Consider the following 26,878-nt stretch of genomic DNA (forward strand, 5'->3'; position numbering starts at 1 on the left):
TACAAGCGGTTGTTTTTGTAAGATTTTAGGCAAAAATAACCGCTTGTTTTCTAAGCTATTTGAGCATTGCAATATAATTGCAACTTACATCATTATTCAGCCAAAATTTTTCCGTAACAGGATTAAAATGGTAGCCTTTCATTTCTTGGCAACGTAAATCCGCCATATCGCACCAATTTAATAATTCCGCCGGTTTAATAAATTTTTCAAATTCGTGCGTACCTTTCGGCAACATTTTTAGCACGTATTCCGCCCCGATGATAACTAACATATAGGCTTTAAGCGTACGGTTAATGGTGGAGAAAAACAGTACACCGTCCGGTTTGAGTAACGCTTTGCAGCTTTGAATAATCGAAAGCGGATCCGGTACGTGTTCCAGCATTTCCATACAGGTAATCACATCGAATTTTTCGGCATGACAAGCGGTCTGATTTTGTACAAAATCTTCAATTGTAGTTTGGCGGTAATCAATGCTTAAACCGCTTTCTTCAGCATGTTTTCGTGCAATTTCAAGCGGTTCGGTAGTCATATCAATACCAGTAACATTTGCACCGGCTTTTGCCATCGCTTCGCTTAGAATGCCTCCGCCACAGCCGACATCTAGCACTTTTTTGCCGAATAGTCCATTTGATTTTTGTTGAATGTAATCAAGGCGTAACGGATTAAGTAAGTGAATCGGTTTAAAACTACCATTCGGATCCCACCAAGTAGCAGCCATTTTTTCAAATTTATCGAGTTCTGTTTGATCAATGTTATTCATAGAAAATTGTCTTAAGTAAGTGAAAAAGGTCAAATTGCAAAATATTCTCTTAATTTAACCGCTTGTATTCATTTTCAACTTTCAAAATCCAACTTTCAACTGTTTTTTGTGCTATAATTGAATGAATTTTTCGCCCTAATGAATAGGGCTACTTCTTTAAACGTGATTAGGAAATTTCAATGAGCGAATTAGCCAAAGATATTACTCCCGTCAGTATCGAAGACGAGTTAAAAACGTCTTATCTCGACTATGCGATGTCTGTTATTGTCGGACGTGCGCTACCCGATGTGCGTGATGGTTTAAAACCGGTACACCGCCGAGTGTTATTCTCAATGGATCAAAACAGCAATACGTTTAACCGTCCACACGTAAAATCTGCACGTGTGGTGGGTGACGTAATCGGTAAATATCACCCGCACGGTGACTCAGCTGTGTATGACACCATTGTACGTATGGCACAGCCGTTCTCACTTCGTTATATGTTGGTTGACGGTCAAGGTAACTTTGGTTCGATTGACGGTGATGCGCCGGCTGCGATGCGTTATACCGAAGTACGTATGCAAAAAATTACGCAGGAATTATTAACGGACTTAGATAAAGAAACCGTGGATTACTCGCCGAACTATGACGGCAAAGAGATGATTCCTGATGTATTACCGACCAAAATTCCAGCGTTATTAGTAAACGGTTCATCCGGTATTGCGGTTGGTATGGCGACCAATATTCCACCGCACAACTTAAATGAAGTGTTAGACGGTTGTTTAGCCTATATTGAAAACGAAGAAATTTCGATTGAAGAATTAATGCGTTTTATCCCGGGGCCGGATTTCCCAACAGGGGCGATTATTAACGGGCGTAAAGGGATTGAAGAAGCCTATCGTACCGGCCGTGGTAAAGTTTACGTGCGTGCTAAAGCAAGCGTAGAAACCACGGAAAAAGGTCGTGAGCAAATTATTGTTACCGAGCTTCCATATCAAGTAAACAAAGCGAAACTGATCGAGAAAATTGCCGAGTTAGTGAAAGACAAGAAAATCGAAGGCATTAGCGGTATTCAAGATCACTCGGATAAAAAAGGTATCTCAATCGTTATTGAAGTAAAACGTGATGCAGTAGGTGAAGTAGTATTAAATCACCTTTACTCATTAACTCAAATGCAAGTAACATTTGGTATCAATATGGTTGCGCTTGATCACGGTCAGCCGAAAGTATTGAATCTAAAACAAATTATCGAAGCATTCGTGAAACATCGCCGTGAAGTGGTGACACGCCGTACCATTTTTGAATTACGCAAAGCACGTGAGCGTGCGCATATTTTAGAAGGTTTAGCGATTGCATTAGCCAATATTGATCCGGTTATCGAATTAATCCGTAACTCAAAAACAGCGGATGAAGCACGTGAAGGTTTATTAGCTCGCGCGTGGGCATTGGGTAACGTTGCACCAATGTTAGAAGCTGCCGGCGTAGATGCATCACGTCCGGAAGATTTACCGGAAAACTTAGGTGTACGTGACGGTCAATACTATCTTTCCGAAGCGCAAGCCCGTGCGATTTTAGAATTACGTTTACACCGTTTAACCGGTTTAGAACACGAAAAAATTGTTGATGAATACAAAGCATTGCTTACTGAAATCGGTGAATTATTACATATTTTAAGCAGTGCAGAACGCTTAATGGAAGTAATTCGTGAAGAATTAGAAAAAGTGAAAGCGGAATTTGGTGATGAACGCCGTACCGAAATTACAGCGGCTTCGGGCGATATCAATATGGAAGATTTAATCGCTCAAGAAGATGTGGTAGTCACACTTTCTCATGCAGGTTATGTGAAATACCAACCGCTATCAGATTACGAAGCACAACGTCGTGGCGGTAAAGGTAAATCTGCTACCAAGATGAAAGAAGACGATTTCATCGAGAAATTATTAGTAGCGAATACCCACGATACGATTTTATGTTTTTCAAGCCGTGGTCGTTTATATCAATTAAAAGTGTATCAATTACCACAAGCAAGTCGTGGCGCACGTGGCACGCCAATAGTGAACATTCTGCCGTTAGTGAAAGAAGAAAACGAGCGTATTACTGCGATTCTACCGATTCCGAACGGTGAATTTAGTGCGGATAAATTCATCTTTATGGCAACTGCAAGCGGTGTAGTGAAGAAAGTAAGTTTAGATGCGTTCAGCAACGTGCGTTCAAGCGGTCTAATTGCATTAAAACTTCGCGAAGGCGATGAATTAATCGGCGTTGATATTACCGATGGCGAGAGCGAGATTATGTTGTTCTCGGCACAAGGTCGAGTGGTACGTTTTGCAGAAAAAGCGGTGCGTGCAATGGGACGTACTGCAACAGGTGTTCGAGGCATTAAACTTGCTACGACAGAAATTTCAAGTGAAGAAATTGAAGAAGCGGAAATCGTAGAAATTGAAAACGAGGAAGCGGAAGAGTCTTCAGTAAGTCTTGATACCGACCGTGTGGTATCGCTTGTGATTCCACGTACGGAAGGCGATATTCTAACGGTAACGCAAAACGGTTTCGGTAAACGTACCGTGATTGGCGAATATCCTGTGAAATCTCGTGCAACCAAAGGTGTGGTTTCTATCAAAGTGAACGAACGTAACGGTAAAGTAGTTGCGGCGGTTCAAGTTGAAGAAGCGGATCAAATTATGTTGATTACCGATGCCGGAACGCTAGTTCGTACCCGAGTCGCAGAAGTTAGCCTCGTTGGCCGTAACACTCAAGGCGTTCGTATTATCCGTACCGCAGATGACGAAAGCGTAGTAAGCGTAGAGCGAGTTTGCGAACCTGACGATGAAGATGAAAACAGCGAAGTGTTAGACAACGTAGAAAACACAGAAACTTCAACAGAAGTCTAAATAAAGGGCGTAAGACCCTAAACAAGCGGTCGGATTTTGGTAAAATTTTGCAAAAATCCGACCGCTTTTGATTATAAAAACATAAAGGAAAAAGGAAACAGTAATGAACGAGCTTAAACTTTTTGAAAATAGCCAAATTCGTTCAGTATGGGACGAAGAGCGAGAAGAATGGTTTTTTAGTATTGTGGATATTGTGGCGGCATTAACGGGCAGTAGTAATCCACGTCGCTATTGGAGTGATCTAAAACGAAAAATTACTGAAGATGAAGGTGGAATTGAACTGTACGATAAAATCGTACAGTTGAAAATGATAGCTCCAGACGGAAAAATGCGAGTAACAGATGCTTCTGATATGGCAGGTATTTTCCGTATAATCCAATCTATTCCAAGTCCTAAAGCTGAACCATTCAAACTGTGGTTAGCTCAAGTTGGAAAAGAGCGAATTGATGAAATTATTGATCCTGAATTAACTATCGACCGTGCGCTACAAACCTACTTGCAAAAGGGTTACAGTAAAGAGTGGATTAATCAGCGTTTACAAGCAATCCAAGTACGTAAAGAATTAACTGATGAATGGCAATCTCATGGCGTTCAGCACGGTGCGGAATATGCTATTTTGACTAATGAGATTAGCCGTGCTTGGAGTGGCATGAGTACCAAAGAGTACAAAACATTCAAAGGGTTAAAAAAAGAAAATTTACGAGATAATATGACAACGCTTGAGTTGGTGTTAAATATGTTAGCGGAAGCGACAACAACGGAGCTGACTCGTCAAACTAATCCGCAAGGTTTGGAAGAAAATAAGGCGGTTGCGAAGCGTGGCGGAACGGTCGCAGGTAATGCAAGAAAAGAGATTGAAGCACAAACGGGTAAACCGGTTATCAGCAAGCAAAATGCGATTGATTTTGCTAAATTAATTGAAGATGTAACAAAAAATAAATAAGAGAACGAGATTTTTTATGATTTAGCATTTATCGGTGTGATAGATGCCAACACAAATATAATTATCGAGAAATAATATGGCACTACTAAATTTATCCAATGCCTATTTAGGTTTTGGCGATCATCCGTTATTGGATCATACGGAATTACATATTGAACCGGGCGAGCGTGTTTGTTTGGTTGGACGCAACGGGGTGGGAAAATCCACGCTGATGAAAGTGTTAGCAGGCGAAGTTCAGCTGGATGACGGTAAACTGATTTTTGAAAAAGATATTGTGGTGACTCGCCTTGAGCAAGATCCGCCTCGTCATATTCAAGATACGGTATTTGATTATGTGGCGGAAGGAATTGCGCATCTTAGCGACTTATTAAAGCAATATCACCACATTTCGCAACAAATGCAGACTGATTATAGTGATGAGCTATTAGCCAAATTATCGAATGTACAGGCACAGCTTGAGCATAATAACGGTTGGCAGTTTGAGAATCGTATTCAAGATACTCTTAAATTATTGGAATTGGAGCCGGATAAACGTTTATGCGAATTATCGGGCGGTTGGGTTCGCCGTGCGGCATTAGCTCGTGCATTGGTAGCAGATCCGGATATTTTGTTATTAGATGAACCGACCAACCATTTGGATGTGGAAGCAATTACTTGGCTTGAGGATTTATTACTCAATTTTAAAGGCTCGATCATCTTTATTTCGCACGACCGTTCGTTTATTCGCAAGATGGCGACCCGCATTGTCGATCTTGACCGAGGTAAGCTAGTTTCTTATCCAAGTAATTACGATGTGTATTTAGAAACTAAAGCGGAAGATTTGCGTGTCGAGGCGTTACAAAATGAGCTGTTCGATAAAAAATTAGCACAAGAAGAAGTATGGATTCGTCAAGGCATCAAAGCTCGCCGTACCCGTAATGAAGGTCGCGTGCGAGCATTAAAAGCTTTACGTGAAGAACGCCGCAATCGTCGAGAAGTACAGGGAACCGCTAAAATTCAAATCGATCAAACCGCACGTTCCGGCAAAATCGTATTCGAAGTGGAAAATGCAAGTTATGAAATTGAAGGTAAAACCTTGCTGAAAAACTTCACAACCACAATTCAACGAGGCGATAAAATTGCGTTAGTTGGAGCAAACGGCTGCGGAAAAACTACTTTTATCAAATTGTTATTAGGCGAGTTGCAACCGACTTCAGGCTCAATTCGTTGTGGTACGAAACTGGAAGTGGCTTACTTCGACCAATATCGTGCCGAACTTGATCTTGAAAAAACGGTAATGGATAACGTAGCGGATGGCAAACAAGACGTAGAAGTAAACGGGGTAAAACGCCACGTGTTAGGTTATCTACAAGATTTCTTGTTCCCACCAAAACGTGCTATGACACCGGTGAAAGCCTTATCGGGCGGTGAGCGTAATCGTTTATTACTGGCTAAATTATTGCTTAAGCCGAATAACTTGTTGATTCTGGACGAACCAACCAATGACTTAGATGTTGAAACCCTTGAGTTATTGGAAGAGTTATTAGCGGATTATCAAGGTACATTGCTGATTGTGAGCCACGACCGTCAATTTATCGACAATACCGTAACGGAATGTTATTTCTTTGAAGGTAACGGCGTATTAAATAAATACGTGGGCGGTTATTTTGATGCGAAACAGCAACAAGAAAACTACCACGCCACGCTTGCGCAGAACCAGCCGAACAAGCGGTCAAATTCTGCGGAAATTTTGCAAAAAGCAGAAGAAAAACAACCGCTTGTAGCTAAGTCGGAACCGGCTAAAAAGGTAAAACTCTCGTATAAAGATCAAAGAGAGTTAGACGAATTACCGGCAAAAATGGAAGCCTTAGAAGCGGAAATGGAAAGTTTGCAGGCGGAAGTTAATAGCGCAGACTTTTTCAGTAAAGATCCAAGTTATACGCAAGCACAATTACAAAAACTGGCGGATGCGGAAATGGCGTTAGAAGCCGCTTTCGAGCGTTGGGAAGCATTAGAAAATATTAAAAATGGGAATCTATAATGGCTCGAATTGATAATTACGAACAACGTTTTGGTGGAATCGGGCGACTTTATACGCCGGAAGGCTTAGCTAAATTACGCCAAGCGCATATTTGCGTGATTGGGATCGGCGGTGTTGGTTCTTGGGCGGTGGAAGCACTTGCTCGTTCGGGCATCGGTAAAATTACGATGATTGATATGGATGACATCTGTGTTACGAATATTAATCGCCAAATTCACGCGATGACTGGCACAATCGCACAATTAAAAACCGAAGCGATGAAAGAACGTATTGAGCGGGTTAATCCCGAATGTGTGGTGGAAATTATTGATGATTTCATCACACCGGAGAATATCCCCGAATATTTGAATCGTGGTTATGATTATGTGATTGATGCAATTGACTCGGTGAAAACTAAAGCTGCACTCATCGCTTACTGTAAGCGCAATAAGATCAGAATGATTACTACAGGCGGCGCAGGCGGTCAGACCGATCCGACTCAGATTCAAATTACCGATTTAAGTAAAACGATTCAGGATCCGCTTGCATCTAAAGTGCGTTCGTTATTACGTAAGGAATATAACTTTAGCCAAAACCCAAAACGTAAGTTTGGCATTGACTGTGTATTCTCTACGCAACCACTGATTTTCCCAAAAATGGGTGAGGGCTGTGAAGTATCCGCAACGATGAACTGTGCAAACGGTTTTGGTGCAGTGACAATGGTAACGGCTACCTTCGGTTTTTTTGCCGTGAGCCGAGTTATTGATAAGTTATTGAAAGCGTAATAAGCGGACGGATTTTGCAAAAGTTTTGAAAAGAGTAAAAACGGATCAAATTCAGTTTTAAATATAAAAGCCTCTGAAAATATTCAGAGGCTTTTAATCTAATTATATTAATGTTTTTGTTTCAATGTATTGAGAGCGGTTAAACCTTTATTACAGCTTTTTTCTTGCATTTCGGTTTCCATTTTTAAGATTTCTTCTTTAGTGGAAGATAACTTATTTTTCATTTTTTGAACCTGAGTATGCGTACCGGGTTGTTTTTCTGCATCAGAAACAAGTTTATGTGCAACACTAAACATTTGTTGGCACTGAGACGGCAAATGTTTACTCACGGAAGGTTTCGCCATAGAAAGTGAAGATGTTTTCATATCGGCTACGGCATTCTGAATAGTAGCGATAAGCACGGCACTAACCATACCGGAGGTGATAACTTTTTTTAACATTATGGTTTTACCTTTTTTTGTTATAGATGAAAACTATCATTTAAATTATGAAGATTTTTCGATTATATCAAATGAAAAATAAAAGTCACGCCAAAATATGAAGCCAAGGGATCTTTTTAGATCTGTTAATTTGATTTATGTCAATTTTTATGTGAGATAAACTTCTAAGTATCCAAATAAAGACGCTTTTTAATAAATAAAAATAAACATTTTTTTAAATAAAAATATCCAAGTTTTTAACAAGTAATAAACAAGTGATAAAACTTTTATCCGAAATGTGATTGATGTAACAAATTGGCTATTTTTAAATTTTAAATTTAAGGTTAGAATAGAGAGCGGATTCTAAAGAAATTAAATACCTAATTAGTATTAGGTGTTTGTTTTAGGTCAAAATTCTGTTGGGTGATTATTTGTTGTTTTAAATAATCAATAATAATAAATATTGTACTTTATAAGAGGTCTGAGATGTTAGACATTGTTGAACTCTCTCGCTTGCAGTTTGCATTAACTGCACTCTATCACTTCTTATTCGTGCCGTTAACATTAGGTCTTTCTTTTGTACTTGTAGTAATGGAAACTCTTTATGTAACGACAGGAAAAGAAGTTTATAAAGATATGACTAAATTCTGGGGTAAGTTATTCGGTATTAACTTTGCTCTAGGTGTAACAACTGGTATTACAATGGAATTCCAGTTTGGTATGAACTGGTCATATTATTCTCACTATGTTGGTGATATCTTCGGTGCTCCGTTAGCGATTGAAGGCTTAATGGCGTTCTTCTTGGAATCAACCTTCATCGGTTTGTTCTTCTTCGGTTGGGATCGTTTATCAAAAGCTAAACACTTATTGGCAACTTATGCGGTGGCTTTCGGTTCTAATCTTTCGGCTTTATGGATTCTTGTTGCGAACGGTTGGATGCAAAACCCGGTGGGTTCTGAGTTTAACTTTGAAACCATGCGAATGGAGCTTGTAAGTTTCTCTGAGCTAGTATTAAATCCGGTAACTCAATCTAAGTTCTTACATACGGTAACTGCGGGCTATACTTGCGGTGCGGTATTCGTATTAGGTATTAGTGCTTACTATATCTTAAAAGGTCAGGATCTCGGTTTTGCTAAACGTTCATTCTCTGTGGGAGCAAGCTTCGGTTTAGTGGCAATTATTTCAGTTGCTATTATGGGTGACGAATCGGGTTATGAAATCGGTAAAGCTCAACCGACTAAACTTGCCGCAATGGAAGGGGAATTTGAAACTCAACCTGCACCGGCTGCTTGGAACGTGGTAGTACTTCCGAATACGGCTGAAATGAAAAATGAGTTCTCAATTCATATTCCATATATGGCGGGTATCATTGCAACTCGTTCTTTTGATACCGAAATTAAAGGTTTAAAAGATATTCGTGCGATCAATGAACAACGTGTTCGTACCGGTATTCAAGCATACGCATTGCTCGAAAAATTACGTACGGGTAATTATACTGCGGAAGAAAAAGCGGCATTCCAAGCCGTTCAAAAAGACTTGGGCTTCGGTTTGTTACTTAAACAATATACGCCAAACGTAGTTGATGCGACGGAAGAGCAAATTCAAAAAGCTGCGGCAAGTACAATTCCTAATGTAGGTCCTACTTTCTGGGCATTCCGTATTATGATGGCATCCGGCGGATTAATGCTTTTACTTATCGGTTTTGCGTTTATCCAAAATATGCGCGGTACAGTGGGTAAAAACCGCTTATTCCTAAAAGCAATGTTATGGGGTATTCCGCTTCCGTGGATTGCAATTGAATCAGGTTGGTTCTTAGCTGAATATGGTCGTCAGCCGTGGGCAATTTATGAAATGTTACCGACAGGCGTATCAAATTCTGCATTAACGACGACAGATCTTTGGATCTCAATCGGTTTACTTTGCGGCTTATATACTATCTTCCTCGTGGTTGAGATGTATTTAATGTTTAAATATGGCAGACTTGGTCCAAGTGCATTGAAGACAGGTCGTTATCATTTTGAACAATCTACAAAATAATAGGAGTGTACAATGATCGATTATGAAATTCTCCGCTTTATTTGGTGGATTCTGATTGTCGTATTGCTAATCGGTTTTGCGATTACAGACGGTTTTGATATGGGCGTATTAACATTATTACCGGTGATTGGTAAAAGTAATGTTGAACGTCGAGTGATGATTAATACCATTGCTCCTCACTGGGATGGTAACCAAGTATGGTTATTAACTGCCGGTGGTGCGATTTTTGCAGCATGGCCTACAGTTTATGCGACATCATTCTCCGGTTTCTATTTAGCGATGATTCTAGTGCTGGCGGCATTATTTTTCCGTCCGGTAGGTTTCGAGTATCGAGCTAAAATTGATAGTCCGAAATGGCGTAATGCTTGGGACTGGGGCTTATTTATCGGTGGTTTTGTTCCGTCATTAATTTTCGGAGTAGCGTTCGGTAATTTATTACAAGGCGTACCGTTCGAATTTAATAACCTTAACCAAGTGGTATATACCGGTTCGTTCTTCGGTTTATTAAATCCGTTCGCACTATTATGTGGTGTTGTAAGTTTAATGATGCTTACTACGCAAGGTGCTACGTGGTTACAAATGAAAACGACAGGCGATCTGCGTAATCGTGCGAGAGCAACCGCTCAATTAACCGCAGCAGTTGTATTGGTTGCGTTCGTATTAGCCGGTGTTTGGTTATCATTCAAAGATGGTTTTGTAATTACAAGCAATTTAGATCACAATGCACCGTCATTCTTAACGGATAAAACTGTTGCTGTTGAAAGTGCCGCATGGTTCAGAAACTTTGCTGAAATGCCTGTATTATGGGTGGTTCCTGCATTAGCGGTACTAGGATCATTATTAACGATTGTGGCTTCTAAAGCGAATCGTTCAGGCTTTGCGTTCTTCTCATCATCAATTATGCTGATTGGTGTGATTGTGACTGCTGCAGTATCAATGTTCCCATTCATTATGCCGTCAATATCTCATCCTGAAATGAGTTTAACGGTTTGGGATTCGACAGCTAGCCAATATACATTAACGGTAATGTTAGTTGTTGCATGTATTTTTGTACCTTTAGTATTAGCTTATACTACGTGGTCATACTTCAAAATGTATGGTCGTTTAGATGCTAAATACTTAGAAGATAACAAAGCAAGTGCATACTAAGGAGATAAACAGATGTTTTATGTAACTTGGGTATTAGGCGTTTTACTTGCGATTCTTTTTGCAACGGTAATTACTGTAAGCATTGAGAAAACAGGCAAATTTGACGAATAAGGTTATAGTGAATGATCCATTCGCTCTATGACATAACAAGAAAGGGCTGGTTAAAAGCCCTTTCTTTTATTTTAGCTTCCGCTATGTTTGTAATGATCATGATGAATTCAAATCTATTTGCACAACATTTTGGCGGTTTAGCTGTATATCGAGCTATAATTACTTTTTATGGTATGACTATCTTATGGATTCACGGAATTGGCTTTGAAATTAGACATAAATTTTGGAAAACAGTCTTTCTTCCATTGCTAGGCTACCTAATTATTTTAAGTTCGTTAGCGTATTTAATTTCTTTACGATAGTATGAGATAAACTCATACTATTTTATTAATTTTCTTTTCAAAAAATATTTTCATTTTCCTATTGCACAACGATTTTTCTCTCTCTAAAATAGCTGGCAATTTACGCCTAATTTTTGGGCGTTTTTCATTTTTGCGAATTTTTGGAAGTAGAATGAATTTCCCTATTAGAGTGTATTATGAGGACACGGATGCAGGCGGTGTGGTTTATCATGCCAATTACATTTGTTTCTTTGAGCGTGCACGTACCGAGTTTTTACGTCAAATGGGTTTCTCTCAACAAGAATTATTGGTTAAGTCGTTTGCTTTTGTTGTCAAGAAGTTAGAAATTGATTACAAAATTCCGGCTCGTCTTGATGATTTACTCCGTGTTGAAACAGAGATAATCGAGTTAAAAAAAGCAACGATTATTTTTCGGCAACAGCTATGGAGAGATGATACTTGTTTGAGTTCAGCCCTTGTTACCGTTGCAAGTGTTGATTTAACCAAAATGAAGCCTGTAGCTATTCCTGTCGAGATCAGACAAGTCCTACAAGCGGTCTAATTTTTAGCAAATTATTTATTTGGAGTTTTACTAAATGGAAACTGAATTTAATCTTGTCTCGTTATTTATGCAGGCAAGTATCGTGGTTAAAATTGTTATCTTGATTTTAATCAGCTTCTCGATTTTATCTTGGGCTGTCATTATTCAACGCAGCAGAGTTTTAACGGAAGCAAAGAAAAATGCGTTAGCGTTTGAAAATAAATTCTGGTCGGGCGAAGATTTACATCGCTTGCATGAAGGGCTAGAAAATCGTCGTGATGCTCTGAACGGTTCAGAACAAATTTTTTATGCCGGTTTTAAAGAATATATGCGTTTACAACAAGTAAACTCGGATGCACCTGAAGCAACAATGAAAGGTTCTAGCCGTGCAATGAATCTTGCGCTTAATCGTGAAGTTGAAAACTTAGAAAGTTACATTCCGTTTTTAGGTACGGTAGGCTCAATTAGCCCGTATATCGGTTTATTCGGTACGGTGTGGGGTATTATGCACTCATTTATGGGATTAAGTGCGGTAAAACAAGCGACATTACAATCGGTTGCTCCGGGTATTGCGGAAGCGCTTATTGCAACGGCTATCGGTTTATTCGCGGCGATTCCTGCCGTTATGGCATATAACCGTTTAAGTTTACGTGTAAATAAATTAGAGCAAGAGTACGCGAACTTTATCGATGAGTTTACAACGATCTTACATCGTCAGGCTTTCTCTAAAAAATAATAGAGTTTGTTGATAAATCATCAGTAGATCCGAACACAGTTCGGATCTTATATTCACTAATATATAAGAGGAAAATATGTCTTACCGTCGTAAACGTAATGACATTAAATCTGAAATCAATATCGTTCCTTTTTTGGACGTATTGCTTGTTCTATTACTTATCTTTATGGCAACAGCGCCGGTTATTAGCCAAAGCGTCGAAGTAAATTTACCGGAAGATAAGCATAGTCAATCGGTATCTAATGAAGATAAAACCCCAGTCATTTTACAAGTTGCCGATGTAGGTTTGTATAAATTAAAAATTGATGGCAATTTTGTTCAGGGCAGTAACGGTCAAGAAGATCTTGGCGAACAAGAAGTTATTGCATATGCCGGAGAGGCGTTTCAAAAAGACCCGAATACTCTTTTCCTTGTAGCTGCGGAAAAAAATATTCCTTATGAAGAAGTGATTAAAGGGATTGTTCTTTTAAAAGACGCAGGTATTAAAAACGCAGGATTAATGACTCAGGGCAAATAAAAGCAAGGATAATGTGTGAAATCTAAAAACGACAGACTGGAACTGGCGGTTATAGTTTCAATTCTATTACATGCATTGTTGATTGGATTGTTGATACTCGGTTCATTTTTTACTAAAACTACGTTGGAGGAAGCAGCCGGCGGTAGTGGCGGAAGTGGAGAAGAGTTTGAGGCGGTAATGGTTGATACCGGGCAGGTTGCTGCTGAGTATGGGCGTTTAAAATCTGATAAAAAAGGCAATGCTAAACCGAAGGTAGAGGAAAAAGAAGAACCGAAACCGGAGGAAGAAGTAGCAGAGGAAGAACCTACACCTCAGGAAATAGCTGAAGAACAGGCGAAAGAACAACAACGTGTTGCAATGATTGAAGAGCAGAAAAAGCAAGAAGAGCAACGTAAAGAAGAGCAGCGTCAAAAGGCGGAAGAAAAACGTCAGCAAGAGATTGCAAAACAAGAACAGCTCAAAAAAGAGCAAGCGGAAGAGGCTACACGTAAGAAAGCTGCAGAAGCTGCTCGTCTAAAAGCTGAAGCGGAAGCTAAGAATTTAGAGGCTGCGGCAAAAGCGGCTGAAGAAGAGAAAAAGGCAAAAGAAGCTCAGAAAAAACTTGAGCAGCAAAAGAAACTTGAAGAACAAAAGCAAGCAGAAAAAGAAGCGAAGCTAAAAGCTGAAAAGGAAGCCAAAGAAAAAGCAGAGAAAGAAGCTAAAGCGAAGGCAGAAAAAGAAGCTAAAGAAAAAGCGGAGAAAGAAGCCAAAGCGAAGGCGGAAAAAGAAGCTAAGGCTAAAGCCGAAAAAGAAGCCAATGCTAAGGCAGAAAAAGAAGCTAAAGAAAAAGCTGAGAAAGAAGCAAAAGCAAAAGCGAAAGCGGCTGCCGATGCAAAAGCTAAAGCGGATGCTGCAGCAAAAGCCACTCAAGCTAAAAATAGTAAAGCACTCGATGACTTCCTAAGTGGCGGAGATATTGGTGGCGGTTCTAGTAAAGGCGGCAATAAAAATACTGCGGGTTCACAAGGCAATGGCAATTCCAAGGGGATCGGAGATGGAAAAGGTGTTGCGGATACCGGATATGCTCAGCTAATTAAGAAAAAATTAGCAAGGACTTATCGTGTAGATCCGAGTTTTAGCGGACGTGAATGCCAAGTTAAGATCTTTATTGACCCGGCAGGTAATATCACTAATCATCAAGTATTATCAGGTCCGGATGATATTTGTCGCGCGGCGGTAACTGCAATTAGTGCGGCAAGAAATGTACCTAGAGCACCAAATGAAGAGACTTATAATAAATATAAATCTCCGATTATTAAATTTGGTTTGAAAGTTTTATAATAACCTAGAGGTTTAAAATGAAATTAAAATCTCGTTTAACGAGTATTATCGGCGTTTTTACATTAGTTTTTAGCCATTTTGCTATGGCTGATTCCGATGTAGTGATTTCAGTTGATGAGGGCGTCAGTATGGCACAACCTATTGCGGTTGTTCCATTTAAAGCAAATGGCGGAGTACCTGCTGATGTGGGGCAAATCGTTGCTGATGACTTACGTAATAGCGGTAAGTTTACCCCTGTAGAACGTTCTAAATTACCTGCACAGCCCGGTTCGGCTGCAGAAGTGAATTCTCAACAATGGACAGACATCGGGGTAGATACGGTTGTTGTCGGTCAAGTGAGTCCGGCCGGCGGCGGTTATAATGTTGCTTATCAATTAGTTGATACGTTAAGTAATCCGGCTGCAGTGCTTGCACAAGGTTCTTTTAATGTACCAGCAGCGCAGATTCGTCAAGGTGCGCATACAGTAAGTGACCAAGTATTTGAAAAAATCACACAGATTCGCGGTGCATTCAGAACAAAAATTGCATATGTGGTACAACGTGGTGTATCATCATACGAATTGCGCGTATCCGATTATGACGGTTATAATGCTTTTACGGTAGTGAAAAGTAAAGAACCGTTAATGTCGCCGGAGTGGTCGCCGGAAGGTGGTAAACTGGCCTATGTAACTTTTGAGAATAAAAAAGCTCAAGTGGTGGTACATGACTTGCGTTCCGGTTCTCGTCGTGTAGTGGCGGCGTTAAAAGGACATAATGGTGCGCCAGCATTCTCTCCTGACGGTTCACGTATTGCATTTGCGTCAAACCAAGACGGTGAGTTGAATATTTATGTTGTTGGTGCAGGTGGCGGTTCTCCATCGAAATTAACAGCGAATGCGGGAAATAATACCGAGCCGAGTTGGTCTCCTGACGGTAGTACAATCTACTTTACTTCAGACCGAGCTGGTTCGCCGCAAGTGTATAGAATGAGTTCATCAGGCGGTGGCGTAAGCCCTATGGGCGGTAGCGGTAGCTATAACGCTAAAGTATCGTCTGATGGTAAGAATTTAATCATGATTGCCGGTGATAAAGTTGTAAAACGTGATCTTGCTTCGGGTGGCACGGAAGTTTTAAGTTCAACGTTTTTAGATGAAAGTCCAAGTATTTCGCCAAATGGTATTATGGTTATCTATAGCTCTACCAAAGGTACGAGCAAAGTGCTACAATTGGTGTCCGCAGATGGCCGTTTCAAAGCTAACTTGCCGGGAGCAGGTGGACAATTCAAGTTTCCTGCTTGGTCACCGTATTTGACTAAATAAAATAAAATTCTTTTTAGGAGCAACAAATGAAAAAACTAGCAAAAGTATTGATGATTGCGGCACCAGCATTCGTATTAGCAGCTTGCAGCAGCTCATCAGACAATGCAAACGCAAACGCTAACGCAAATGGCGCAGCAGGCCAATTTGGCGGTATGACAGCACAAGATTTACAAACTCGTTACAACACTGTGTACTTCGGTTTCGACAGCTATGCGGTTGAAGGTGAGTACCAACAACTTTTAGATGCACACGCTGCATACTTAACATCAGCAAACGGTAAAGTAACAGTTGCTGGTCACGCTGACGAACGTGGTACTCCAGAGTACAACATCGCGTTAGGTCAACGTCGTGCAGATGCAGTTAAAAACTACTTAGCAACTAAAGGTGCTAACCAAGTTTCAACTGTTTCTTACGGTGAAGAAAAACCAGCTGTGTTAGGTCACACTGAAGCTGACTACGCTAAAAACCGTCGTGCAGTATTAGAATACTAATTTGTATTTCATTACTGAATAGACAAAATAAAGCCCTGAATTTTCAGGGCTTTATTTATTTTATAAGCGGTTAAATTTCCGCATTTATTTGCAACGATAATGATGAACTTTTGGAATCGCATTTCCCCCTTAGTTAAGGGAATTATTTGTATTTTATTCTCCGCATTAGGTTTTTCTCTAATGGCTCTTTTTATGCGTTTAGCCGGAGAGCTACCGCTAGCAGAGAAAGCGATTTTCCGTAATGCAATTACAGCTTTAATTAGCGGTTATATAATTTGGCGAAACAAACAATCCTTTTTAGGGCAATCGGAAAACAGAACAATATTGTTGTTACGTTCCATTACCGGACTACTCGGTATTTTATGCGGAGTTTATATTATTGATCACTTGGTATTAAGTGATGTGGATATGATTGGTAAACTCACGTCCTTTATTTTAATCATTTTGTCGGCTATTTTTTTAAAAGAAAAGGCTTCTTTAGTACAATGGGGATTATGCTTATTGGCATTTGTCGGTGCGCTATTTATTATTAAACCTGCTTTGGAAATTCGATTTTTGCCGTATTTTGTCGGGATAATCGGGGCAATTTTTGCGGCGTTGGCTTATCTTTGCTTACGCGTTTTAGGGCAGAGAAGCAAGCCGGAAACTTCAAATACTATTGTATTCTTCTTTTCCGCATTTTCTACCATCGTGTTATTGCCATTTGTTTTTTTAGATTTCGTCCCCATAACTGCAATTCAAATCAATTATTTAGTCTTATCCGGTATGACCGCAACGGTCGGTCAGTTCTGTGTGACATTGGCATATAAGTATGCGGCGGCCAAGGATATTTCGATTTACAGCTATGCTTCCGTATTATTTAGCGCATTGCTTGGTGCTCTTATATTCGAACAATTTCCGGACGGCTGGAGTATTTTGGGGTATTTAATTGTCTTTATTTCCGGCTTACTGATGTTTATGTTTACGAGAACAAATAGAAAGATTTAATTATTTTTTCAGCTTTTTAAGCTAAAATATTATTACTTTTAGTGAATATTCTTCTTATGAATAGAAATTAAGGAATCATATGCAATTTATTGGAAAAATTATCGGCTTTTTTATTGGCTATAAGTTATTCGGTGGTATTTTTGGCGGTTTACTTGGATTATTTATCGGGCATTTGGCCGATAAAAAACTTTATGAATTAGGCTCGGTTCGTTCATCCGTTTTCGGTAAAAATCTTACCCGCCAGTCATTATTTACTCAAACCACATTTGCAGTGTTGGGACATATTGCTAAGGCAAAAGGTCGAGTGACGGAAGATGATATTCATTTGGCGCGTCAATTAATGGTGCGTCTTAAGTTAGATGCAAATGCTCAACAGCTCGCCCAACAAGCATTTACTTTAGGTAAAGAGGCTGATTTTCCTTTGCGTCAAGTCATTCAGGAATTTAGAGAGGCTTGCGGTCAGCGTGCCGATTTATTACGTTTCTTCGTTGAAGTACAAATGCAAGCGGCATTGCAAGACGGGCAGTTAGACTCGAATGAGCAGCAAATTTTATTTACCATTGCCGAAACGATGGGGATGAGTCGTTTCCAATTCGAGCAAATGATTGCAATGGTAATGGCCGCACAACAATTTCGTTCCGGTAGTTTTTATCAAGAACAATATCAACAACAGAGCGGCTCATCTCATCAGTCACAAGGAAATTATGGCGGCTACCGTCCAAGTGGCCCGAATGTTCAAGATGCCTATACGGTATTGGGCGTGTCGGAAAATGATGATCAGAATACGGTTAAACGTGCTTATCGTAAATTAATGAATGAGCATCATCCGGATAAATTGGCAGCAAAAGGTTTACCGGATGAAATGATGGAGCTGGCAAAAGAAAAAGCACAACAAATTCAAGCGGCTTACGATTTGATTTGTAAGACCAAAGGTTGGAAGTAAGCGTAATATTTCAAGCGGTCATTTTTGGTAAAAATTTTGCAAAAATTGACCGCTTTCCTTTTTAATTGAGAGAGAATGAATAATATACCCAAAGTTATTTTAGCACCTATGCAAGGTGTGCTTGATCCCTTTGTTCGAAAGTTACTCACCGCCGTAAATGATTACGATCTATGTATTTCCGAATTTGTGCGAGTGGTGGATCAAAAATTGCCGAAGAAAGCGTTTTATCGCCTTGCGCCCGAATTATTGCAAGACGGTTTAACCGATTCGGGAACGCCTGTGCGAGTACAGTTGTTGGGGCAACATCCGCAATGGCTGGCAGAAAATGCTCAGTTGGCGATTGAGTTGGGCTCGCACGGAGTAGATTTGAATTGCGGCTGTCCGTCTAAAACGGTAAACGGCAGTAATGGCGGGGCATCATTGCTAAAAGACCCGGATTTGATTTATCGTGCAACCAAAGCAATGCGAGAAGCGGTTCCACAGGATCAGATCGTTTCGGTGAAAGTACGTTTAGGCTGGGATTCGGCAGATCAATGTTTTGAAATTGCTGATGCGGTGGTACAAGGCGGTGCAGATGAAATTACCGTACACGGTCGTACTAAACAAGACGGCTATCGAGCGGAACGAATTAATTGGCAGGCAATCGGCGAAATCCAAAAATGCCTTTCGATTCCTGTGATTGCCAATGGCGAAATCTGGGATTTTGAATCTGCAAAAAATTGTCAAAATATGACCGCTTGTTCGAGTTTAATGATCGGACGAGGTGCATTAAACAAGCCGAACCTCAGCCGAGTGGTGAAATTTAATCAGCCTAAAATGGCATGGAATGAAGTACTGCAATTGCTGTTTCAATATGTAAATATGGAAAATGAGCATGACTCGGGCTTTTATCATGTTGCACGTATCAAGCAATGGCTACATTATTTGGATAAAGAATATCCGGAAGCCAAAGATTTGTTCCAAATACTTAAAACGGAACACGGCTATGACGGGCTAAAAGCGCATATTGAACGAGCGGTAAATCAAGAGATTTAACAATAGGGTTTTAACCACGGAAAACACAGAATACACAGAAAAGGCTGTGAGTGTATTCCGTGGTTAATTGAAAAGAGAAAACAATGAAGAAACAAATATTTAGTGAACAAGAAGTCACAACCGAACAACAATTTGTGGCGAAACAGGAATTTGAGGCTTCGGAAGATATTCAAATTGAAGAGGAATATCAAGAGGTTGAGGCGGAATTAATTGTTGAAGAAAGCCTAAAGCCGTCGCGTTTTTGGGTAAGAGTATTACTGTTTGCGTTGGGATTGTTTAGCATTGCCGTGATTGCACAAAGTGTACAATGGCTAATTGATACCTTCCAAGCTAGTCAATGGATTTATTTTGCTTTTGCAATTGTGTTTGCCTTAATCAGTTTAACCGGCGTGGTTGCGATTATCGGCGAATGGCGGAAGTTAGTTTTTTTACGTCATCATCAGCAACAACAGCAAGTAAGCGAACAATTACTTTTAGCAGAACTCTCAACGACAAGCGGTGAAAAAGCGGTAAGTTTTTGCAATGAGGTTGTAGCGAATTTAAAAAATGTGCCAAGCGTACAACATTCGCAACAGCGTTGGCAAAGCCAATTAAATGAGGCTTACAATGCAAAAGAAGTACTTTACCTATTTAGTGAAACTGTGCTCACACCGCTTGATAAGCAAGTGAAAAAAATGATTTCAAAAAGTGCGACTGAAAATGCAATTATCGTAGCGGTTAGCCCGTTAGCCGTTGTGGATGTGTTGATAGTCGCATGGCGAAATATTGCATTGGTTAATAAAATTAGTAAAACCTACGGTATGCAATTAGGTTATTTCAGCCGTTTGAAATTATTCAAGATGGTATTAACCAATATGGTGTTTGCCGGTGCAACTGAAGTGGTGAGCGATGTCGGTATGGAATTCTTCTCACAAAATCTAACCGCTAAACTTTCGTTACGTGCCGCACAGGGCATTGGTGTAGGTTTACTTACTGCAAGATTAGGCATTAAAGCGATGGAGTTTTGCCGTCCGGTTGCTTTCCAAGCGGGCGAAAAACCGAAACTTTCTGCCATTCGCCAACAATTATTAACTTCGGTTAAAAACACGATTTTTGCGAAAGCTGAAGAAAAGGTGAGTGAGAAGGTATAGATATTTCGTGGCTTAGTGTTTTAATCGCCACGGAATGTATGGAAATGAAAATAAGCGGTAGGGTTTGCAAAAAAAGTTGCAAATCCTACCGCTTGTTATTTGGAATTTCCAGCCCTAGTACGGCTTTGTCATGCTAGGATTTCAGAAATGCACCAAGGAAGCAAAATTAGCCGAGCAATACCTCAAGCTGTTCTTGGCAGTCTAGCCATTCCATTTCGATTTCTTCAACGGCTTTTTTTGCTTCGATTTGCTTTGCGAGCGTTTCTGTTAGTTGCGCTTTATTTTCCGCTTCATAGATCTCGCTTGAAGCCAGTAATGCTTCGAACTGATTTAGCTTTTCACTCGCTTTTTCAAGATCTTTCTCTAACTGTGTGATCTTTTTGCGTAATGGTGCGGTTTGTTGGCGTAACTCCGCCTCTAAACGCTTCTGCTCCTTACGATTTGCCGCACTATTATCTGCTTTTTCCTCTGTACAAGCGGTCGAATTTCCCGAATTTTTTGCAGCTTCAAGCGCATTTTGCTCGTTCAGCCATTTTTGGTAATCCTCCAGATCGCCTTTAAACTCTTCCACTTTTTTATCATGTACTAGATAAAATTCATTTACCGTACTACGCAATAAATGACGATCGTGCGAAACCACTACTAGCGAGCCTTCATAATAAGTGAGCGCATCGGTGAGTGCTTGACGCATTTCTAAATCTAAATGGTTGGTCGGTTCGTCCAACAACAGTAAATTTGGGCGTTGCCATACAATTAACGCTAACACTAAACGGGCTTTTTCTCCGCCGGAAAACGAGCCGACATTTTGTTTTACTTTGTCGCCTTTAAAATCAAAGCCTCCTAAATAATTACGCACCTCTTGTTCGGTTAGTTCCGGCGCAATTTTTTGTAAATGCCATAACGGACTTTCATCAAAGCGTAATGTATCCACTTGATGTTGAGCGAAATAACCTAATTGCACACCTTTAGCTAATTGAATATGTCCGGTTTGCGGAGCTAATTCGCCGGCGAGTAATTTAATCAGCGTGGATTTACCCGCGCCATTTCGCCCGAGTAAACCGATACGTGAGCCGGGCACTAAATTTAACTTAACCGATTCTAAAATGGTTTTGTCACCATAACCTGCGCTGGCTTTTTCCATCATTAATAACGGGCTTGGCAAAGCGAGCGGCGGACGGAATTCAAATTCAAACGGGCTATCCGCATAAGCCGGCGCAATCAGTTCCATTTTTTCCAATGCTTTGATACGGCTTTGTGCCTGCTTCGCTTTGGTTGCTTTGGCTTTAAAACGGTCGATAAAGCTTTGTAAATGAGCAACTTTACGTTGCTGTTGTGCATAAGCGGCATTTTGTTGCGAGATTTTGGTTGCTCGTTGAATTTCAAATGAAGTGTAGTTACCGGTGTAATCATTTAGCTGCTGATTTTCGATATGAATCACGCGATCAATTATCGGATCAAGAAAATCTCGGTCATGGGAAATGAGCAATAGCGTACCTCGATAATTGGTCAGCCATTTTTCCAGCCAGATCACCGCATCTAAATCCAAGTGGTTAGTTGGTTCATCAAGTAACAGCAAATCAGAACGGCAGATCAACGCTTGTGCTAAATTCAAACGCATACGCCAACCGCCCGAGAATGATTTTACCGGTAAAGCAAGTTGTTCGTTAGTGAAGCCTAAACCGTTTAACAAGGTTGCTGCACGGGCTTGAATCGTCCATGCGTCAATCGTATCCAGCTGGGTGTGAATCATCGCAATTTGGTTACCATTGTTTTCTTGATTGGCTTTTTCTAATTGGCTCATTAAACCGGTATATTCGCGATCACCTTGGATTACATAATCCAATGCGGAAATTTCAAGTGCCGGTGTTTCTTGATTTACCCAAGAAATCGCCCAGTTTTTCGGCAGAGAAACATCGCCGCCTTCCGGTTGTAATTCACCTTTCACTAAAGCGAAAAGTGAAGATTTACCACAACCGTTTTTGCCGACCAGTCCAACTTTTTGACCGGTATGAATGGTGACGGAGGTATTTTCTAAAAGGACGGATTGTCCACGTTTTAAGATAAGATCGGTGAAAAAAATCATTATAAGCGGTCTGTTTTGAGGATAAGTTTACAAAATTCAGCTATTTTACCTTATTTTATGCCGTTTGTGAGTTTTGCGATTTTGATCGCAAAATAGCACCAAAATACTGGCGTTTTATTCATCTTCTTTTTACATTTTTCACGATGAAAAAAAGGAGAAATTATGTGGAATTTATTTTGCTTCCCAACTAAAAAAGAAACGATAGAAGCTTGGGCGAGAATGTTGGAAGATTTTGCTAAAGTTGCTGTTTTAGCTATTCCTGTATTACTTTTCGGAAAAGAGGGATTTATATTCAAAAGCATAAATGCAGTAGTCTTGCTTTTTATTGCTTATTGGTGTCTAATCGTAGCCAAGGTTATCCGTGAGAGAATACGTGAATTATCAATAATAGAGGAGGATAAGTGATGAATTATGAATTTATTGGTTTATTATTAATTGCAAGTTGTGCGCTTATCTATTTTAGCCACTATTTAAAAAAAGAAGCGGAGAGAATCTCTAAACTTAGAGAACAATCAAAGTAGCAATAGATATTTTTAAAAGGGCGTATTTACGCCCTTTATCGTTTTATACATTTTAAGGTACTTATAAATAGTTATGGCATTACTTCCTTTATCCGAAGCGTTAGCCAATATGTTGGAACGCTTACCTTCCCCGACTAAAATCGAAAATTTACCGCTAAATCAATGTGCCAATCGTATTTTGGCAGAAGATATTTTTTCCCCGATTAACGTGCCTAGTTTTGATAATTCCGCAATGGATGGCTATGCGTGTCGTTTAGCGGATCTTGCTCAATTTGAATACTTAACCGTTGCCGGTAAATCTTTTGCCGGTAATCCGTTTAACGGCGAAGTAAAAGCCGGCGAATGTGTTCGCATTATGACTGGGGCGATGGTGCCGGCAGACTGTGATGTAGTGGTGATGCAAGAAGAAGCGGAAGTAGAGACACTTACAAGCGGTCAAATTTTAGTGAAATTTTGCAAAATGCCGAAGCTTGGGCAAAACATTCGCCGAATCGGTGAAGATGTAAAACAAGATGCATCGGTATTGGCAAAAGGCAGTTTATTAAATGTAACCACTTTGCCGTTGTTAGCTTCGTTAGGTATTGCGCAAGTGCCGGTATTTAGCCGTTTAAAAGTGGCGATTCTTTCCACCGGCGATGAATTAACTTCGGTTGGTCAGCTGCTAGAACAAGGTAAAATTTATGATACCAATCGTTTTGCGGTGCGTTTAATGTTAGAAAAACTGAATTGTGAGATTTTGGATTTTGGTATTTTACCGGATGAGCCTGCGGTGTTTGAACAAACATTCACTCAAGCGCAACAGCAAGCGGACGTATTAATTACCAGCGGCGGTGTGTCGGTCGGTGAAGCGGATTTCACCAAAGAGGTGTTAGAAAAACTGGGTGAAATCGGTTTTTGGAAAATTGCGATGAAACCGGGCAAACCGTTTGCTTTCGGTAAATTGCAACACGCTTGGTTCTTCGGTTTACCGGGTAATCCGGTTTCCGCTTTAGTCACCTTTTACCAACTGGTGCAACCAGCATTAGCTAAATTAGCCGGTGTAAATGCCGAACGCATCGCAAATCTTACCCAAAATTTAACCGCTATAGCGGATACGAATTTGAAAAAAATGGTGGGACGACAAGATTTCCAACGCGGTTTCTATTATGTGAATCAACAGGGCGAAGTAGCGGTTCGTCCGGTCGGTTCGCAAGGTTCGCATATTTTCAGTGCCTTTTACGAAAGTAATTGCTTTATCGTATTAGAAGCGGAACGAGGCAATGTGAATGCCGGTGAAAAAGTGACGATTCAGCCGTTTAACAGTTTATTGAGATAGTGAGTGAATATGGAACTTAGCGATCAGGAAATGTTGCGCTATAACCGTCAAATTATTTTAAAAAGTGTGGATTTTGACGGACAAGAAAAGCTAAAAGCCAGCCGTGTATTGATTGTCGGGCTGGGCGGCTTGGGTTGTAGTGCCGCGCAATATTTAGCTTCAGCCGGTGTCGGGCATTTGATCTTGGTTGATTTTGATGAGGTCTCATTATCCAATTTACAGCGCCAAATTTTGCATACGGATGCCAATATCGGTCAGCCTAAAGTGGAATCGGCAAAAATGCGTTTAAGCCAAATCAATCCGCATATTAATCTTGAAGCGGTTAATAAACAATGTAGTGATGCCGAATTTGCCGAGTTGATTGAGCGAGTGGATTTAGTGGTGGACTGTACCGATAATGTTACGGTGAGAAATCAGCTGAATTTACAATGTTTTGCGCAAAAAAGACCGCTTGTTTCCGGCTCGGCAATTCGCTTTGAAGGGCAAATTTCAGTCTTTACTTATGCGGAAAACGAGCCTTGTTATAGCTGTTTGAGTCAATTATTCGGTGACGGCACTTTAAGCTGTGTGGAAGCCGGCGTGATTGCACCGATTGTCGGTGTGGTCGGCAGTTTGCAGGCGTTGGAAGCGATTAAATTATTGTTGAATATCGGCAAAAGTCTCTCCGGAAAATTATTGATGATTGACGGCTTACATTTTTCAGTAAGGGAAATGAAGCTACCAAAACTTCAAAATTGTGAGATTTGTTGTGGATAGAAAGGTAATGTTCAAGAATTGAAAAGAATTGACAAGTTAGGTTATAGCGTTTGACGCTAAAACGGTTTAGCGATATTATTTTTTTCCGAAATGTTCCTCCTTAGTTCAGTCGGTAGAACGGTGGACTGTTAATCCATATGTCGCAGGTTCGAGTCCCGCAGGAGGAGCCACTAATTTCCTTTAGTTTTGCTTTTGTTCTTGTTTTATTTGTCTCCTTTTATAAAACAGTGATTCATACCTCCAGAATTAGAACAAAAGAATTTGCCCCGTAGGTTTTCTACGGGGTTTCTTTTTTTCTATGCCTTTCTCAAATTGAAACTGATTGACTATCTATAATTAAATTGAATTCCAATCGTTTTTAATGTCATTTGTTCTTCCGCTAAATCATTCAACACTAACGGATTGCGTTCCAGATAATCTTTTTCAAATTCTAATGTCCAATTTTCTCCGCCGTGATTGACGTGTAAAGTATAGTTATCAGTAAGTTCCGCCGCTTGACGAGAACGATTGATAATTACGGCTAAGCGCAATAGTACGATTAAGGCAAGCATATCCTTTTTATGGAATGAGCCGTCTTTAGGTAAATTTAACGCTTTGAAAGACTTAATGTGAAAGCGGACTAAATTAACTAAAAGCTGTTTTTGTTCCAGTGCAAAACCGGGTAAATCCAAACTTTTTAACATATAAGCGGAATGTTTTTGTACTTTGCTATGATTTAGTACTAATCCGATTTCATGTAATTGGGCGGCGGAGGATAAGATTCGAAGCATTTCGTCGAATTGTTCCGGATGATGCCAACGCTCGTATGCTTTAGCCAATACTTCAGCGGTATGATTGACGCGAGTGGCTTGGGATCGATCAATTGCAAAGTTTTTCATTAAGCTGTTTACCGTACGTTGGCGGATATCGTCCACTTGAAAACTTTGTTCTAAGCCGTACATTACCCCTTCGCGTAACGCACCGTCGGAATAACGCATTTGCTCAATACCAAAGGTTTCGAATACCGCACTTAAAATAGCCAATCCCGGTAAAAATAAGGCGATGCGATCGTCTTCCAATCCATCGATCTTAAGTTTATCCAAACTGTCAAATTTTAAGACTTGTTCAATAATTTTTTGCAAATGTTCGGCGGTAATCACATCGCTATGGTAATTAGCTTGCACCACTTGGCTGATAGCTTTAATCGTACCGGATGAACCTAACACGGCTTGCCAACCTAAGTTACGGTAATCCCAAGCCAAATCTTCAATTTTTGCTAAAGCGGCTTTTTGCGCTTTCTGAAATTGTTTTTCATTAATTTTGTCAGTTTTAAAGAATGCTTTAGCAAAACTCACACATCCCATATGGCGACTTTCACAGCGTAATGAGGTAAAGCCATCGCCAATAATCATTTCTGTCGAGCCACCGCCGATATCCACTACCATTTTGCGACCGTTTTCCGGTTGGGTGTGAGAAACGCCCGAATAAATCAATTCGGCTTCTTCTTGACCGGAAATTACTTGAATAGGGAAAGGATAAACCGCTTTGGCGGCTTTTAAAAAATCCTGATTATTAACGGCTGTTCTAAGCGTATAGGTGGCTACAGTACGTACATTTTCAACCGGAATCCCCTGAAGACGTTCGGCAAATAGTGCTAAGCAATCTACGCCTCGTTGAATTGAGACCTGATTTAAATGATTGTTGTTATCTAATCCGTTCGCGAGCTGTACACGTTGCTTTAAACGAGATAATACTTGAATTGATCCATTAACAATACGGACAATCATCATATGAAAACTATTGGAACCTAAATCTACGGCGGCAAAGTGTGCTAGGTTTTCAGCCGGTTTTTCTGTGTTCATCATAACTCCC

Annotated in this window: 25 protein-coding genes and 1 tRNA gene; 22 read left to right on the forward strand and 4 right to left on the reverse strand. The window is 40.2% G+C overall.

Annotated features, from left to right (window positions below):
- Window positions 1–55: 55 nt before the first annotated feature.
- Window positions 56–760: a bifunctional 2-polyprenyl-6-hydroxyphenol methylase/3-demethylubiquinol 3-O-methyltransferase UbiG gene (gene ubiG / locus NYR63_RS01575; protein ID WP_279457860.1), complete on the reverse strand. Its 705-nt coding sequence runs from the start codon at window positions 758–760 to the stop codon at window positions 56–58.
- Window positions 761–939: 179 nt separating this feature from the next.
- On the opposite strand from ubiG, the gene gyrA reads away from it, so the two are divergent.
- The 4 genes from gyrA (at window position 940) to tcdA (ending at window position 7,357) form a co-directional block, all read left to right on the forward strand.
- Window positions 940–3,630, forward strand: a complete 2,691-nt coding sequence (gyrA, locus tag NYR63_RS01580) for a DNA topoisomerase (ATP-hydrolyzing) subunit A (RefSeq protein WP_279457861.1) — start codon at window positions 940–942, stop codon at window positions 3,628–3,630.
- 103 nt (window positions 3,631–3,733) lie between these two features.
- The gene (locus NYR63_RS01585) at window positions 3,734–4,573 is read left to right on the forward strand and encodes a BRO family protein (protein ID WP_279457862.1); all 840 of its coding nucleotides are present in this window, start codon (window positions 3,734–3,736) and stop codon (window positions 4,571–4,573) included.
- 76 nt (window positions 4,574–4,649) lie between these two features.
- A complete protein-coding gene (locus tag NYR63_RS01590) occupies window positions 4,650–6,593 on the forward strand; it encodes an ABC transporter ATP-binding protein (RefSeq protein ID WP_279457863.1) in 1,944 nt (647 codons plus the stop codon).
- Window positions 6,593–7,357 carry a tRNA cyclic N6-threonylcarbamoyladenosine(37) synthase TcdA gene (tcdA, locus tag NYR63_RS01595; RefSeq protein WP_279457864.1) on the forward strand — a complete coding sequence of 255 codons (765 nt, stop codon included), beginning with the start codon at window positions 6,593–6,595 and terminating at the stop codon, window positions 7,355–7,357. The genes NYR63_RS01590 and tcdA overlap by 1 nt, the downstream gene beginning before the upstream one ends.
- Before the next feature lie 107 nt (window positions 7,358–7,464).
- Here tcdA and NYR63_RS01600 read toward each other — a convergent pair whose 3' ends face one another.
- A complete protein-coding gene (locus NYR63_RS01600) occupies window positions 7,465–7,797 on the reverse strand; it encodes a DUF5339 domain-containing protein (protein ID WP_279457865.1) in 333 nt (110 codons plus the stop codon).
- 465 nt (window positions 7,798–8,262) lie between these two features.
- Between NYR63_RS01600 and NYR63_RS01605 the strand changes: the two genes are divergently transcribed.
- From NYR63_RS01605 to NYR63_RS01670, 14 genes are all read left to right on the forward strand, one after another.
- Window positions 8,263–9,813, forward strand: coding sequence for a cytochrome ubiquinol oxidase subunit I (locus tag NYR63_RS01605; protein WP_279457866.1), 1,551 nt, complete (start codon window positions 8,263–8,265; stop codon window positions 9,811–9,813).
- Between the two features lie 12 nt (window positions 9,814–9,825).
- Window positions 9,826–10,962, forward strand: a complete 1,137-nt coding sequence (gene cydB / locus NYR63_RS01610) for a cytochrome d ubiquinol oxidase subunit II (protein ID WP_279457867.1) — start codon at window positions 9,826–9,828, stop codon at window positions 10,960–10,962.
- Between the two features lie 12 nt (window positions 10,963–10,974).
- Window positions 10,975–11,073 carry a CydX/CbdX family cytochrome bd oxidase small subunit gene (locus NYR63_RS01615; RefSeq protein ID WP_005619000.1) on the forward strand — a complete coding sequence of 33 codons (99 nt, stop codon included), beginning with the start codon at window positions 10,975–10,977 and terminating at the stop codon, window positions 11,071–11,073.
- Between the two features lie 11 nt (window positions 11,074–11,084).
- Window positions 11,085–11,375 carry a cyd operon protein YbgE gene (ybgE, locus tag NYR63_RS01620; protein WP_279457868.1) on the forward strand — a complete coding sequence of 97 codons (291 nt, stop codon included), beginning with the start codon at window positions 11,085–11,087 and terminating at the stop codon, window positions 11,373–11,375.
- 151 nt (window positions 11,376–11,526) lie between these two features.
- On the forward strand, window positions 11,527–11,916 hold the full coding sequence (gene ybgC / locus NYR63_RS01625; RefSeq protein WP_279457869.1) for a tol-pal system-associated acyl-CoA thioesterase: 390 nt from the start codon (window positions 11,527–11,529) through the stop codon (window positions 11,914–11,916).
- 34 nt (window positions 11,917–11,950) lie between these two features.
- Window positions 11,951–12,631, forward strand: a complete 681-nt coding sequence (gene tolQ, locus NYR63_RS01630) for a protein TolQ (RefSeq protein ID WP_279457870.1) — start codon at window positions 11,951–11,953, stop codon at window positions 12,629–12,631.
- Between the two features lie 76 nt (window positions 12,632–12,707).
- Window positions 12,708–13,148 (forward strand): colicin uptake protein TolR, encoded by a 441-nt coding sequence (gene tolR / locus NYR63_RS01635; protein WP_005600403.1) that lies wholly within the window; start codon window positions 12,708–12,710, stop codon window positions 13,146–13,148.
- 15 nt (window positions 13,149–13,163) lie between these two features.
- Window positions 13,164–14,468: a cell envelope integrity protein TolA gene (gene tolA / locus NYR63_RS01640; protein ID WP_279457872.1), complete on the forward strand. Its 1,305-nt coding sequence runs from the start codon at window positions 13,164–13,166 to the stop codon at window positions 14,466–14,468.
- A 17-nt stretch (window positions 14,469–14,485) separates the two neighbouring features.
- Window positions 14,486–15,766 carry a Tol-Pal system beta propeller repeat protein TolB gene (gene tolB / locus NYR63_RS01645; protein WP_279457873.1) on the forward strand — a complete coding sequence of 427 codons (1,281 nt, stop codon included), beginning with the start codon at window positions 14,486–14,488 and terminating at the stop codon, window positions 15,764–15,766.
- A 26-nt stretch (window positions 15,767–15,792) separates the two neighbouring features.
- Window positions 15,793–16,257, forward strand: coding sequence for a peptidoglycan-associated lipoprotein Pal (gene pal, locus NYR63_RS01650; RefSeq protein ID WP_279457874.1), 465 nt, complete (start codon window positions 15,793–15,795; stop codon window positions 16,255–16,257).
- A 99-nt stretch (window positions 16,258–16,356) separates the two neighbouring features.
- Window positions 16,357–17,244: a DMT family transporter gene (locus tag NYR63_RS01655; RefSeq protein WP_347710245.1), complete on the forward strand. Its 888-nt coding sequence runs from the start codon at window positions 16,357–16,359 to the stop codon at window positions 17,242–17,244.
- 79 nt (window positions 17,245–17,323) lie between these two features.
- Entirely contained in the window at window positions 17,324–18,187 is an 864-nt protein-coding gene (djlA, locus tag NYR63_RS01660; protein WP_279457875.1) for a co-chaperone DjlA, read from the forward strand.
- A 75-nt stretch (window positions 18,188–18,262) separates the two neighbouring features.
- Window positions 18,263–19,222, forward strand: coding sequence for a tRNA dihydrouridine(16) synthase DusC (dusC, locus tag NYR63_RS01665; protein ID WP_279457876.1), 960 nt, complete (start codon window positions 18,263–18,265; stop codon window positions 19,220–19,222).
- A gap of 83 nt (window positions 19,223–19,305) precedes the next feature.
- Window positions 19,306–20,352, forward strand: coding sequence for a YcjF family protein (locus tag NYR63_RS01670; RefSeq protein ID WP_279457877.1), 1,047 nt, complete (start codon window positions 19,306–19,308; stop codon window positions 20,350–20,352).
- A gap of 166 nt (window positions 20,353–20,518) precedes the next feature.
- Here the strand turns inward: NYR63_RS01670 and NYR63_RS01675 are convergent, their stop codons facing one another.
- Window positions 20,519–22,435 (reverse strand): ABC transporter ATP-binding protein, encoded by a 1,917-nt coding sequence (locus tag NYR63_RS01675; protein WP_279457879.1) that lies wholly within the window; start codon window positions 22,433–22,435, stop codon window positions 20,519–20,521.
- Window positions 22,436–22,597: 162 nt separating this feature from the next.
- Here NYR63_RS01675 and NYR63_RS01680 point away from each other — a divergent pair, with 162 nt between their 5' ends.
- From NYR63_RS01680 to NYR63_RS01695, 4 genes are all read left to right on the forward strand, one after another.
- Window positions 22,598–22,840 (forward strand): hypothetical protein, encoded by a 243-nt coding sequence (locus tag NYR63_RS01680; protein ID WP_126374916.1) that lies wholly within the window; start codon window positions 22,598–22,600, stop codon window positions 22,838–22,840.
- Window positions 22,841–23,029: 189 nt separating this feature from the next.
- Window positions 23,030–24,271 carry a molybdopterin molybdotransferase MoeA gene (moeA, locus tag NYR63_RS01685; protein WP_279457880.1) on the forward strand — a complete coding sequence of 414 codons (1,242 nt, stop codon included), beginning with the start codon at window positions 23,030–23,032 and terminating at the stop codon, window positions 24,269–24,271.
- Between the two features lie 9 nt (window positions 24,272–24,280).
- Window positions 24,281–25,027 carry a molybdopterin-synthase adenylyltransferase MoeB gene (gene moeB, locus NYR63_RS01690; protein WP_279457881.1) on the forward strand — a complete coding sequence of 249 codons (747 nt, stop codon included), beginning with the start codon at window positions 24,281–24,283 and terminating at the stop codon, window positions 25,025–25,027.
- A gap of 94 nt (window positions 25,028–25,121) precedes the next feature.
- Window positions 25,122–25,197: transfer RNA gene (locus NYR63_RS01695), tRNA-Asn, on the forward strand.
- A gap of 156 nt (window positions 25,198–25,353) precedes the next feature.
- Here NYR63_RS01695 and ppx read toward each other — a convergent pair.
- Window positions 25,354–26,868: an exopolyphosphatase gene (ppx, locus tag NYR63_RS01700; protein ID WP_279457882.1), complete on the reverse strand. Its 1,515-nt coding sequence runs from the start codon at window positions 26,866–26,868 to the stop codon at window positions 25,354–25,356.
- Between the last annotated feature and the right edge of the window lie 10 nt (window positions 26,869–26,878).

This window comes from Actinobacillus genomosp. 1 (genome assembly GCF_029774175.1).
Lineage (GTDB): Bacteria > Pseudomonadota > Gammaproteobacteria > Enterobacterales > Pasteurellaceae > Actinobacillus.